Below are 12,154 nucleotides of genomic sequence, written 5' to 3' on the forward strand. Positions count from 1 at the left end.
ACGGCGGCACCACCTCAACAGAGAACGGCACCCTGCTCTGCAGCCACCACCACCACCTCATCCACAAAGAACAATGGCGCATCGACATGAAAACCGGCGTCCCCTGGTTCATCCCCCCACCCCACATCGACCCACACCAAACACCCCGACGCAACCACCACCAAACACCCCACAGAACATAGAAAGCGTCGGCAGAACATCAACACGCCCAAAAACGGCGCCGGGCGGCGCCCAAGACTGTCCGAAGAACGTGAGGGCCGGCCTGATGCTGGCCGACCTGATGCTGGGCGGCGACTCCGTAGAACCAAGCCACAAGGGATCCCCGGAAAATGCCCAGGGGATCCCTTGCGTCAGTTGATCAGCTTGGCAGTGTCAGCGACCGCCTCCCCCAATGACTCCAGCCTCCACGGCTTTGGTCACGGCGTCGGCTTCTGCCTGCGTGAGTTTGCCGTCAGCGACAGCCTGGTCCAACTTTGATTTCAGTGCAGCGGAGCGTTCAGCTTGGCCCGCGGCCCGGATTTCTCCCAGTGCCGTGGTGACCTTGGCTTCGTCGACGCCCAAGGCGGCAGCGAGCGATTTCGCCAGTGCCGCGTCCTGCTCCGTCCGGTCCGGTTTGGTTCCTTCGGTTCCGTCTGTTCTTTCGGCAGGCGGCGTGGTGGGTTTGTTGGCCTCACGGAACGCCTTCAAGGCTTCGGTGACCTTGGCCTCGTCCACACCGAGCTTGGTTGCCAGCTCAGCAGCCATCTGTCCCAGATCGCGTCCGTGCCCACCAGGCTTTCCACTACGGTCTGAAGGGGTGGTTGCGTCCGCTGACGACGTGCCGTTCGGGGACGCCGTAGCGCTCGGCGACGGCGTGGTGGCCGCCGTCGCGATACTCGTCGCGCCCAATCCTGCGCCCAATGCCAGTGCTCCGGCTGCTACGCCCAGCGTGATTCTCTTGACTTTCGACATGTGCCTCTCCTCAATGAGCCGTCGGTACGGCTGGTGTCTGAGGGACGGTCAATGGTTCCGTCCTCCCTAACACAATGGGAGACGCACCACAGCCCGGGCTGTTCCCAACCTGTCATTCGGCTGTGAAAGTGAACCGGAGCCTGTGAGGGGCCTTCTTAGTGGACCCGGTCCAGCGCATCCAGAAGCCTCTTGACGGATCCACCCAAATTCCACTCTGTCGCCAGCTGCTCAAGTTCTGTGCGCGCGTCTCCGGTGACGGGACGCAACCCAGCACCCGCTTCATCAAGCGTCGGCACTTCCAAGTCGCGCACCACATTGACGACGGCGGGCGCCACCTTGAGGTAGTCAGCCGCCGCGGACAGCTTGGCGCGCACAGAAGCGGACAACCCGCCATCGGGAGCGTCCGCCGCTTCCAGCAGCCCCTTCAACGATCCGTGTTCGCCAAGCAATGACGCCGCCGTTTTTTCTCCGATGCCTGCGACGCCGGGTAGCCCATCGGACGCATCGCCCCGCAGTGTTGCGAAGTCGGCATACTGCTGGGGCAGCACACGGTACTTGCCCACCACAACGACGTCGGTGAGGACTTCCAGGTTCTTCATGCCGCGCGCTGTGTAAATGACGCGGACCGCACGGTCATCATCGACGAGCTGGAACAGGTCGCGGTCGCCGGTGACCACATCTGTCGGCATCCGGGACTGGCTCGCATAGGTTCCTATGACGTCATCTGCCTCATGCGCGTCGACGCCCACCACTGCGATCCCGGCGAGGTCCAGTACCCGCCGGATCATGGGAATCTGCGCTTCCAGCGGGTCAGGGACAACCTCTACATCCGGACCGGTTGGAACGATCTCCGCGACCCGGTGCGACTTGTAGCTGGGAATCAGGTCCACGCGCCATTGCGGGCGCCAATCGTTGTCCCAGCAGGCGACCAAGTGCGTGGCTTCGTAGTCGGTGGTGAGGCGGGCGATCATATCCATGAGGCCCCGCACTGCGTTCACGGGCGTTCCGTCGGGTCGGCGGATGGAATCGGGCACACCGTAAAAGGCGCGGAAATACAAAGAGGCAGTGTCCAAAAGCATCAGTCGCGGCATACCTGATCCTGACATGTCTGCAGCCTTTTGGGCAGGAAGCTTTGGCAGATTCGGTGGTGAGTCACTGCGAACACTTGAAGACTACTGTGAGCGGCATTACTATTATGTGAGCGATAATAGAACATCCTGTTCTATTATCGAACATCACAGCGATTGATTGCCCACAAAGAAGTGAGGAAAGCCCGTGCAGTTCCACCACCACGGTTACGTATCAGGTGACCCGCGAGTCGAACCGGCCGCCGGCGTCGGCATCAACCGCCCCACCGGGCTGCCCGACGAAGTCGACGTCCTCATTGTGGGCACCGGCCCTGCCGGAATGTTGACCGCGGCGCAACTGTCCCAGTTTCCTGACGTCACAACCCGCATCGTGGAGCGTCGCCCCGGCAGGCTCGCCATCGGCCAGGCCGATGGCATTCAGGCCCGCAGCGTCGAGACTTTCCAGGCTTTCGGCTTTGCCGAGCGCATCATTGCGGAGGCCTACCGCATCACCGAGATGGCCTTTTGGAAACCGGACCCGGCCGATCATTCCCGCATTGTCCGGGCTGCCAGGGCAGTGGATGATCCTGCGGGGATCAGTGAGTTCCCGCACCTGATTGTGAACCAGGCCCGCGTGCTGGACTACTTTGCGGAGTTCATGGCCAACTCCCCCACGCGTATGACGCCGGACTACGGCTACGAATTCCAGGGCCTCAAAGTCACCGGCGAGGGCGACTACCCAGTCACTGTCACACTGGTCCACACGTCCGGTCCCGATGAAGGCCGGGAGCGCACTATCCGCGCAAAATATGTGGTGGGCGCTGACGGTGCCCGCAGCAAGGTTCGGGAATCCATCGGCTGCCACCTTGCCGGCGACCAGGCCAACCACGCCTGGGGTGTCATGGACGTCCTCGCCGTCACCGATTTCCCGGACATCCGCACCAAGTGCGCCATCCAGTCCGGCGCCGGTGGCAGCATCCTGTTGATCCCCCGCGAAGGTGGCCATCTGTTCCGCATGTACGTGGACCTGGGCGAAGTGAATCCCAACGACAAAGGTGCCGTGCGGAAAACCACCATCGAGCAAATCATCGGCAAGGCTAACGACATCCTCCACCCCTACACCCTGGAGGTCCGCAACGTCGCCTGGCACAGCGTCTACGAGGTAGGCCACCGGCTGACGGACAGGTTCGACGACGTCCTGCCGGAGGACCGCGGTACGCGCACCCCGAGGGTGTTCATCACCGGCGACGCCTGCCACACCCACAGCGCCAAAGCCGGCCAAGGCATGAACGTCTCCATGCAGGACGGCTTCAATCTCGCCTGGAAACTCGGCCATGTCCTGGAAGGCCGCAGCCCCGAAAGCCTGCTGGACAGCTACTCGGCGGAACGCCAGGTGGTGGCCAAGAACCTCATCGACTTCGACAAGCAATGGTCCACCCTGATGGCCAGGAAACCCGAGGAGTTCGAAGACCCCGCCGAGCTGGAGACCTTCTACACCAGCACCGCCGAGTTCCCGGCCGGCTTCATGACCCAATACGCCCCGTCCATGCTGGTCGCCGAAGCACAGCACCAGGACCTCGCCACTGGCTTCCCCGTCGGCAAACGCTTCAAATCAGCGCCCGTCCTCCGCGTCTGCGACACCAACCCCATGCACCTTGGCCACCACGCCAAAGCAGACGGCCGCTGGCGGATCTACGTCTTCGCCGACACTGCACAGGCGGGCAGCCCAGGTCCGGTAGCCGACTTCGCCGAGTGGATCGCGAACTCGCCGGAATCACCGCTGGCCGCTACGCCGTCGGGCTCTGACCGGGACTCCTGGTTCGACGTGAAGGTGATCTACCAGCAGGACCACACCAACGTGGACATCAACGCCGTACCCGCGGCCTTTAAACCCACGGTGGGCCCTTTCAAGCTCACCTACCTCGAAAAAGTATTCGGTACCGACCCCAACAACGACATCTTCGACCTGCGCGGACTCAGCCGCGACGGCGTCGTGGTCGTTGTCCGCCCGGACCAGTACGTCGCCAACGTGTTGCCGCTGACCGCGACAGCCGAACTTGGCGGGTTTTTCGCGCCGCTGTTGGCTTCACAGCCCGGCGCTGGACTCATCCAGGCGTAGAAGCGTCAACGCTTGAAAACGGCCGGTGGGCTCAAACGCCACCGGCCGTTTCTCCGTGGTCTGGCATTCGCGGTGGCTTCGGCGTAGAACGGCTCTATGGGCGATTGGCGCGGGACGCTGCAGGCTGTCCTGTTCACTCCGGCACTTCTGTCGGCGGGAGGCCCCGTTGGCAAACCGGCTTCTGCGCCCCTCGGTCGATGGTGCAGGTGAGCGATGTGAACCAGGATGCCCGCAGTGAACCAGGATGCCCGCAAGATCCAACGCGTTTACCTCACGCTAACGCTGGGAAACACCATTGCTGCCTCTTTCATCTGGGGGATCAATACTCTCTTCCTGCTTGATGCCGGGCTGAGCAACCTTGAGGCATTCGCCGCCAATGCGTTCTTCACGGCAGGCATGGTTCTCTTTGAAGTTCCTACCGGAGTCATCGCCGACGGTTGGGGCCGACGGGTTTCCTTTTTGTTGGGCACGGTGACACTGGCCGCTTCCACCTATCTGTACTTTGTGATGTGGCAGATCTCGGCGCCGTTTTGGATGTGGGCGGTGGTTTCCGTCCTGCTCGGCTTGGGTTTTACGTTCTTCTCCGGGGCTGTGGAGGCCTGGCTTGTGGACGCCTTGCGCTTCTCGGGTTACGAAGGCGGGCTCGAGAGCGTGCTGGGCCGGGGGCAGATGGTTCAAGGCGTGGCCATGTTGCTCGGTTCCGTGGCCGGCGGCGTCATAGCCCAGGCAAGCAATCTCGGGGTTCCGTTCATCCTCCGGGTTGCTGTTTTGGCAGCGATGTTTGGGGTGGCGTTCGCTCTGATGCACGACGTCGGGTTCTCGCCTGAACGCTCGACGCACCCCCTTCGCGCTACTCGCGCAGTACTTTCTGCATCCATTGACAACGGCTTGAAAAACCCGCCAGTACGCTACGTGATGCTCGCCGCACCGTTCAGCGCCGGCGTCGGAATCTATGTTTTCTACGCCCTTCAGCCGTTCCTGCTTGATCTGTTCGGCGACCCGCGCGCCTATTCCATTGCCGGACTGGCCGCAGCCATCGTGGCTGGTTCGCAGATCCTGGGCGGCTGGCTCGCTCCCCACGCACGAACACTGTTCCACAAACGCACGTCCGTCCTGATTCTTGGGGGCCTGGTGGGCGCCGTCATCCTGCTGATCCTCGGGTTCACCCGTAACTTCTGGCTTGCGTTGGCGCTCCTGGCCCTGTGGGGCGTAGTGGGCTCCGCCGCCACACCGGTCAGACAGGCGTACATCAATGACATGATCCCTTCGAAACAACGGGCCACCGTACTCAGTTTCGATTCGCTCATGGGTTCCAGCGGTGGCGTGGTCATCCAGCCACTCCTTGGCCGGGGAGCTGATCTTTACGGCTACCCGGCATCCTTGGCCGTGGCGGGCGTTATCGAGCTGATCGCGGTGCCGTTCCTGCTGGCCAGCCGGAAGCAGGGCGCCGCGGCGGACACGGCCATCACAACTGAAACCGCCCCGGACACGGATTCCTTGCCGTGAGCAAGGTATTCGGGGGCATGGCCTCCAGGGCCAACACCTGTCGTGAGGTATCAAGACATCTGCCTGTTCGGCGGCGGTGGTGTTCCGTTCTTCGGCCGGGTGGGCCAGTGGACGAAGTTGGAACTCATGGAGTGCCGTCGCCAGCCGTCCGGAATCGTCCTGCTGAACTACCGGTTGGTGGGCCCCAGGACCTGGGAGTTCAGCGATGGCCAGTCACGGGAATGGTTCACTGCAGGGCATCCGAGATTGATTTCGCTCCGCCGTGGCTGCTCTGTCCACCGTCAACCGGCAGGTCCACTCCCGTGACGAAAGCGGCCATTGGGCTCAGGAGGAAAAGCACGACGGCCGCAACTTCTTCGGGTGTCCCGGTTCTCCCCAGCGGCGTCTCGGCTATGCTGGCTTCCCTGAAGGCCGGGTTGGCTCCGGACGTCATGGGCGTCTCGATAAATCCGGGATGAACCGAGTTCACCCGGATGCCCCGTGGCCCGAGTTCCGTGGCGGCGGCGATGGTAAGCCCTCGCAGCGCCCATTTACTGGCGGTGTAGGCAACCGGGTAATGCCCGCTGAGGGCCGCAACTGAGCCAACATTGACGATGGAAGCCCCGGGCTTCATCAACGGAACGCAGGCCTGTATTCCCAGCAGGGCCCCCGTGACGTTCACCTCCGATACCGCGGCGAGATCGGCCGGTGTTGCCTCGAGCAGGCGGCTGCGTCGGGTGATGCCGGCGTTGTTGACCAAGCCGTCCACCCGGGCGTGTTCGTCGTGGAGGAACTCCGCCAAGTCCGCCCACCCACCTGGCTCGGTGACATCGAGTTGGCGGTAGACAATGCGGTCAGGGTGTGAAACCGCTCCGGCCTTCAAAGCTGCGGAAGGCTCCGCGGTCAGGTCTGCCGCGAGCACAGTTGCCCCGGAAGTGGCCAGCAGCAGGGTTTCGGCCAGGCCTTGGCCGCCGTTGGCGCCCGTGATCACCACCACTGCGTCTGTCATATCAAACATGCTGTTGCGTCCTGGGGTAGAGGGAAGGAATAGCGCGCAATGGGCACCCTCGCAGCGTCACCCATCCGCCCCAACGGGATAGGTGGCTGCGACGGGTATGGGATGTGCCGTCACGGGAAAAATGACGTGCAGCTGGGAACAGGCCCGCTGAACCACTGACCGCAGCCAGGCGTTGGCTGGGTCTTCGGTCTGGGAGGGATGCCAGTACATGGCCTCCACCAACGCAGCTTCGAGCTCTTCGGTGAACTCAAGGACTTCGATGTTCGCCCCACGTTGGGCCCTGGACGCAAGCATCCGCGGGACCAAGGCCACCAAGTCTGTACCCTCAACCAGGAGGGGCAGGGACAGGAAGCCTGCCACTGTCGCTGCCACCCGCCGTCGAACGCCCCGGGACTCAAAAAGCTTGTCAGCCGGGGTGCTGATGCCCTCACCGAAGTACCCCACCGCGTGCGGGACGCCAACAAGATCCGTCAACGTCATGGCGGGCAGCTGGAGTAGAGGGTTGGCGGCATCGACCACTGCCACAAAACTGTCTCGGAACAGCTGCTTGGAGTCGCCTTGCATCTTGTAACCAGTGGGCCCCACCAACAGGTCCATCTTGGAATACTCGGCCATGGTGCCTTCAAGTCCGGAGGTTGGCACGAAGTCCACCACCACGCGTGGCGCCTCCTGCTGAAGGATGCCCCGCAACGGCCCCACGATGAGGGCCGCTGCATAATCGGACGCCGCAATGACGAACTCCCGTTCGCTTGTGGTGGCATCGAAGCCGGACCGGACACGCGTGGCCCGCTGGACATGAAGCATTGCCTCATCCACCAGCGGGACCAACGACTGCGCAAAGGGCGTGAGATCATACGTGCGGCCATGACGCACCAGGAGTTCGTCGTCGAAATGCCGCCTGAGCCTGGCCATGGCTGCGCTGGTTGCCGGCTGGCTGAGTTGGAGCCGCTCAGCCGCCCGGGAAACGTTCCGCAATTCCAGCAGCACCTGCAATTGGGGCAACAGGTTGAGGTCCAGGTTCTTCATCCTCCTAGGTTATCCAGCCACGGCCCCCATCAGTGGCTGACCGTGACCAGCCGCGGCCCGCGAATCAGCACAGCCAGCAACGCCAGCGCGCATGCCAGGCCCAGCGCCCCGAGTGCCAGGCCGAGGTTGCCGAGTGCCGCGGCTGTGGCGCCCAGGACAATAGGCGTCAGGAACTGGCCAATGAACAAGGTTCCGGTCCAGATGCCGGTGCCCCTGCCACGCTGGGAGAAGTCCAGTCCATTGACCGCCCACGTCAGCAGCGTCGGCAACAAGACACCGGTACCGGCACTGGCGATCACTGCCCCAAGGACGGCCACCGGAACGCTGCCTGCCACGGAAACAACGCAGAGCCCGACGGCGGCGAGGCCGAAAGCGCCTGCCAACAGTTTTCGGGTGCCCAGCTTGGCCAGGAAACGGAATGAGATGGCTCCTGCTGCCGTTGCAAGCGAAGCGATCGCAGCCGCACCGCCGATGAGGGCGGCATCCTGGACGCCCAACCCTGTGATGACGTAGGGCAGATGGACTATCAACGCGTAGAACACAATGCCGCCAAACAGTGTCACAGCAGCAGGTGCACCGATCTGACGCCAGGGCACCGGCTGTTTCGCTGCCAGGCCCGCGGCTTGGCTCTTGGCTGGTTCCCAGAGCTTGAAGATCATGGGAACCACCAGGACGGCGCTGACGGCGTACAACCAGAACGGCGTCCGCCAGCTGATACTGCCCAAGGCGCCACCGAGCGCAAAGAATGCCGTGGCAGCCAGGGCGCTCACCATGGTTTGGAGGCCCAGGTATTTGTTCCGTTGCTGCCCCGCGTAGTAGTCGGTGATCAGGGTTGTGCAGCACGTCATGATGGCTGCCTCTGCAATACCTACGCCGATCCGCGAGACAGCAATGGACTCGAGGGTGTCCAGCCATAGAGGTGCCGTGCCAAAGAGTGCGTAGGCCAGCATGGCGTAGATCAACAACTGCTTCCGGCCCATCCTGTCAGCGACGTAGCCTGCGAGGGGCGAGAACAGGGCCACGAACAGCGCTGGAAGCGTCAGGACCAGCGGCACCAGAATGGCGACTCCTGCGGTCTCCACGAAAACCTGGTTCAGCGTGGGCAGGACAGGTGCCAGCAAGACGGCGCCCAGGACCGGCATGCAGCTTCCGGCCACGAGAAGCGCGGCTTGCGCCTTGCCTGCTTCCCGGATGGGGACCGGACGGCGCGACTCGAGCGCAGTGGGATCAATGATGCTCATGGGGTGTTCCTTCGCCTTTGAAGAGTCCCGGGTACCGGCAGGGTCGCCGAGGGGATGCCCCTCACTGTGGCAAGGCTCACTCCATCGGAGAATAGCTGTTTGGGTATAGCTGGTATTCATGCGGCTGATAGAACCCTCTCCCCCGAAGTATCTGTTTGACGGATAGCTCCTATCAGATACTTGCTCTTCTCCGGATAGGTGATGTGGCTCATGGTGGTTACAGGACCTGCAGAGAACTGTCCGAGCCATCAGCACATAGAAGGAATTCATCGTGGAAACTCCCCTCTCCCATCTTGCCCACCTCGAGATCACCGCTCCGGACGTCGAAGCCTCGGCACGGTTCTACGAGGAGAAGTTCGGCATGCGCATTATCGACCGCGTGGATGGCAACGTTTACCTTCGCTGCTGGGGCGATTACTACCGCTACAGCCTGGTCATCACTGAAGGCCCTGAGGCATCCTTGGGCCGGATGGCGTGGCGCACCAACTCCCAGGCCGCACTCGAAGCAGCAGCATCCCGTGTTGAAGCGACCGGTGTTCAGGGCACGTGGACTGCAGGTGGTCACGGCTTTGGCAAGGCCTATGAGTTCACCGGTCCCTACGGCCACCACATGCGCCTGTTTTATGACGTAGAGAAGTTCGTTGCGGAGCCCGGCTTCGAATCCACCTATCCGGACCGTCCCGAGCGCCGCAGCAGCCACGCGGCCGCTCCCCGTTTCCTGGACCACGTCACGGTGGCTGCCTCCGATGTCAGGGGATTCGCCCAGTGGTACAACGAAGCTCTCGGCTTCCGCGTCATGGCCTTCGTAGATCTGGATGAAGCACCCATCACCGTCTTCTCAGTACTGACCACCAACGAGAAATCCCACAACCTCGGAGTGGTCCTGGACACGTCCAAGCGTGCCGGCCGCGTCAACCACATCGCCTTCTGGGTGGACGCCACCGAGGACCTGCTCCGCACTGCCGACGTCATGATGGAAAACGGCACCCCCATGGAATACGGCCCTTCCATCCACGGCGTGGGCGAGCAGAACTTCCTGTACTTCCGCGATCCGTCAGGCTTGCGGGTGGAGCTGAACTCCGGCGGCTACCGCAACTACGTCCCGGATTGGGATGCCAACACCTGGAAGCCGTCCGAAGGTTCCAACAACTTCTACAAGAACGGTGCCATGCCGCACTCCATGACAGAATCCTTCCCGCCGGCAGAGGGCTTCACGGCCACGGAGGAAGGTGCCTCCGAAGAGATGAAGGAAGCCCTCCTGAACCCCTACGCACAGCAGGGCCGCGGCTAATGACGCAGCCAAACTACGCACTGGTCCGCTTTCAGGAGCCCGGAGACACCAAACCCAAAACCGGTCTTGTGGTGGGCGAACGTGTCCTGCCCCTGGACGGAGACATTAACTCGCTCATCCAGCACTGGGGCACTACCGAAAGCGAACTGGATGCCATGGCCGCCTCGGCGGGTGACGAAACCGGCTTGGCGTTGTCCGGCGTCGAGGTCCTTGCTCCCGTGGAACCCGCGCAGGTTCTGCAAACAGGGGCCAACTACCGCAAGCACGTGATCGATCTCGCGGTGGCACACCGCGATGCCGGCCAGGATTCCGAGGAGGTGCGCACCAAGACCGCTGCCATGATGGACCAGCGCGCAGGTCAGGGCACGCCGTACTTCTTCATTGGCCTCCCGACGGCGATTGCCTCCGCTACTGACGACCTGACCCTGCCGGGGTACAGCAAGTCCCACGACTGGGAGCTGGAGCTCGCGGCCGTGATCGGTAAGGAAGCCTTCCGCGTGAGCCCCGAAGAGGCCCTTGAATATGTCTTTGGGTACACCATGGTCAATGACATCACCACGCGCGAGTATGTGTTCCGCAAGGACATGCCCGCCATTGGTTCGGATTGGTACCGCGCCAAGAATGCACCGGGCTTCCTGCCCACCGGTCCCCTGTTGGTACCGGCCAAGTTCTTCGGTGATCCCCAGGACGTCCAGGTCACACTGAAGCTCAACGGCAAAGCCATGCAGGACGAGTCCACCCAGGACATGATCTTCGGCGTGGCCAAGCTTGTCAGTGAAGCATCGGAGATCATGCCGCTGCGTCCGGGCGACCTCGTGTTGACCGGCAGCCCTGCCGGCAATGGCCAGCACTGGGGACGGCTCCTGCAGGACGGGGACGTCATGGAAGGCACCATCACCGGGCTGGGCACCCAAGTGATCCACTGCAAGGACGAACAGTGACCACTGATGCCGTGAACGTTTCCCTGATCCAGCGGAATGACCCGCTGGCCAGTATCACTGCCGCGGCCAGGCAGTACAACAACTGGGGCCGCTGGGGCGAAGGTGACGTGCTCGGCACGTTGAATTTCATTGATGCGGGTAAGCGGGTGGAGGCCGCGGCGTTGGTCACCACCGGCGAGGCCTTTTCCCTGTCCCAGCCCTTCGACACCAACGGCCCCCAAAAGGGGTGGCGTCGCCGAACCAATCCCGTGCACACCATGACGGACACCGGTGTGGATGCCGAGCGGGGCAACCAAGGTTTCCCCCACGGTTTCGGGGGCGCCGATGACGTCATTGCCATGCCCTTGCAGTGCTCCACCCAGTGGGATGGGCTGGGTCATATTTTTGATCGCGGCAAGGCCTGGAACGGGCGCGCAGCCGGGGATGTGGTCACCTCCGAGGGCGACCTCGTCACAGGGATCGAAACCGCCGCGGCCAAGATCGTCACCCGCGGCGTGCTGCTGGACGTCGGTCGCGCACTCGGCCCGGATGGTGGAAGCACCGATGGCGAACTGCCCGACGGTTTCGCGATCACCCCGGAGCACCTGGAACGCACCATTGAACTCCAGGGCCCTACCTCTGCTGTTCGCCGTGGCGACATCGTGGTGATCCGCACGGGCCAGTACAGCCGGGTCCGCCGCGACGGGTGGGGCGATTACGCCGGTGGGTTCGCGCCGGGCTTGTCCTTCAGCACCGCCGAATGGCTGCACACCTCGGAAATTGCTGGAATCGCCACGGATACCTGGGGCTTCGAGGTGCGGCCCAATGAGTTTGAGGGCGCGTTCCAACCCCTGCACCAGATCGCCATTCCCAACCTTGGTTTGTTCCTGGGGGAAATGTGGGATCCTGACGCACTGGCTCACGCGTGTGCCGCCGATGGCAGGTATGACTTCATGCTCACTGCCGCCCCGCTCCCCATCACCGGGGCTGTGGGCTCGCCGGTCAATCCCATCGCGGTCCGCTGACGCCCCGTCCG

The 12,154-nt window shown here is 63.0% G+C and carries 11 protein-coding genes; 6 read left to right on the forward strand and 5 right to left on the reverse strand.

Annotation, left to right across the window (positions count from 1 at the left end):
- A partial coding sequence (locus ACIQLI_RS16605) for an HNH endonuclease (RefSeq protein ID WP_400390364.1) occupies window positions 1-182 on the forward strand: 182 nt, incomplete at its 5' end.
- Between the two features lie 190 nt (window positions 183-372).
- On the opposite strand, the gene ACIQLI_RS16610 is transcribed toward ACIQLI_RS16605, so the two are convergent.
- Window positions 373-951, reverse strand: coding sequence for a hypothetical protein (locus tag ACIQLI_RS16610; RefSeq protein WP_400390366.1), 579 nt, complete (start codon window positions 949-951; stop codon window positions 373-375).
- 155 nt (window positions 952-1,106) lie between these two features.
- A complete protein-coding gene (locus ACIQLI_RS16615) occupies window positions 1,107-2,057 on the reverse strand; it encodes a 5'-3' exonuclease H3TH domain-containing protein (RefSeq protein WP_400390368.1) in 951 nt (316 codons plus the stop codon).
- 169 nt (window positions 2,058-2,226) lie between these two features.
- Between ACIQLI_RS16615 and ACIQLI_RS16620 the strand changes: the two genes are divergently transcribed.
- Window positions 2,227-4,137: an FAD-binding monooxygenase gene (locus ACIQLI_RS16620; protein WP_400390370.1), complete on the forward strand. Its 1,911-nt coding sequence runs from the start codon at window positions 2,227-2,229 to the stop codon at window positions 4,135-4,137.
- A gap of 225 nt (window positions 4,138-4,362) precedes the next feature.
- Window positions 4,363-5,643 (forward strand): MFS transporter, encoded by a 1,281-nt coding sequence (locus ACIQLI_RS16625; RefSeq protein WP_400390372.1) that lies wholly within the window; start codon window positions 4,363-4,365, stop codon window positions 5,641-5,643.
- A 226-nt stretch (window positions 5,644-5,869) separates the two neighbouring features.
- On the opposite strand, the gene ACIQLI_RS16630 is transcribed toward ACIQLI_RS16625, so the two are convergent.
- From ACIQLI_RS16630 to ACIQLI_RS16640, 3 genes are all read right to left on the reverse strand, one after another.
- Window positions 5,870-6,631, reverse strand: coding sequence for an SDR family NAD(P)-dependent oxidoreductase (locus ACIQLI_RS16630; RefSeq protein ID WP_400390374.1), 762 nt, complete (start codon window positions 6,629-6,631; stop codon window positions 5,870-5,872).
- 66 nt (window positions 6,632-6,697) lie between these two features.
- A complete protein-coding gene (locus tag ACIQLI_RS16635) occupies window positions 6,698-7,666 on the reverse strand; it encodes a LysR family transcriptional regulator (RefSeq protein WP_400390376.1) in 969 nt (322 codons plus the stop codon).
- A 29-nt stretch (window positions 7,667-7,695) separates the two neighbouring features.
- Complete coding sequence (locus tag ACIQLI_RS16640; RefSeq protein ID WP_400390378.1) at window positions 7,696-8,907, reverse strand: MFS transporter; 1,212 nt, start codon at window positions 8,905-8,907, stop codon at window positions 7,696-7,698.
- Window positions 8,908-9,178: 271 nt separating this feature from the next.
- On the opposite strand from ACIQLI_RS16640, the gene ACIQLI_RS16645 reads away from it, so the two are divergent.
- From ACIQLI_RS16645 to ACIQLI_RS16655, 3 genes are read left to right on the forward strand one after another with little or no spacing between them, the layout of a single operon-like run.
- Complete coding sequence (locus tag ACIQLI_RS16645) at window positions 9,179-10,198, forward strand: VOC family protein (protein WP_400390380.1); 1,020 nt, start codon at window positions 9,179-9,181, stop codon at window positions 10,196-10,198.
- Entirely contained in the window at window positions 10,198-11,139 is a 942-nt protein-coding gene (locus ACIQLI_RS16650) for a fumarylacetoacetate hydrolase family protein (protein WP_400390382.1), read from the forward strand. Before ACIQLI_RS16645 ends, ACIQLI_RS16650 begins: the two co-directional genes overlap by 1 nt.
- Entirely contained in the window at window positions 11,136-12,143 is a 1,008-nt protein-coding gene (locus ACIQLI_RS16655; RefSeq protein ID WP_400390384.1) for a cyclase family protein, read from the forward strand. Before ACIQLI_RS16650 ends, ACIQLI_RS16655 begins: the two co-directional genes overlap by 4 nt.
- The last annotated feature ends 11 nt before the right edge of the window (window positions 12,144-12,154 follow it).

The sequence above is a fragment of the Paenarthrobacter sp. NPDC091669 genome (genome assembly GCF_044756725.1).
Lineage (GTDB): Bacteria > Actinomycetota > Actinomycetes > Actinomycetales > Micrococcaceae > Arthrobacter > Arthrobacter bambusae_C.

Excerpts from the sequence above, each read along its gene's own strand:
- ACIQLI_RS16610 (WP_400390366.1), bottom strand. The coding sequence starts at position 951 with ATGTCGAAAGTCAAGAGAATCACGCTGGGCGTAGCAGCCGGAGCACTG.
- ACIQLI_RS16615 (WP_400390368.1), bottom strand. The coding sequence starts at position 2,057 with ATGTCAGGATCAGGTATGCCGCGACTGATGCTTTTGGACACTGCCTCT.
- ACIQLI_RS16625 (WP_400390372.1), top strand. The coding sequence starts at position 4,363 with ATGCCCGCAGTGAACCAGGATGCCCGCAAGATCCAACGCGTTTACCTC.
- ACIQLI_RS16630 (WP_400390374.1), bottom strand. The coding sequence starts at position 6,631 with ATGACAGACGCAGTGGTGGTGATCACGGGCGCCAACGGCGGCCAAGGC.
- ACIQLI_RS16635 (WP_400390376.1), bottom strand. The coding sequence starts at position 7,666 with ATGAAGAACCTGGACCTCAACCTGTTGCCCCAATTGCAGGTGCTGCTG.
- ACIQLI_RS16640 (WP_400390378.1), bottom strand. The coding sequence starts at position 8,907 with ATGAGCATCATTGATCCCACTGCGCTCGAGTCGCGCCGTCCGGTCCCC.
- ACIQLI_RS16650 (WP_400390382.1), top strand. The coding sequence starts at position 10,198 with ATGACGCAGCCAAACTACGCACTGGTCCGCTTTCAGGAGCCCGGAGAC.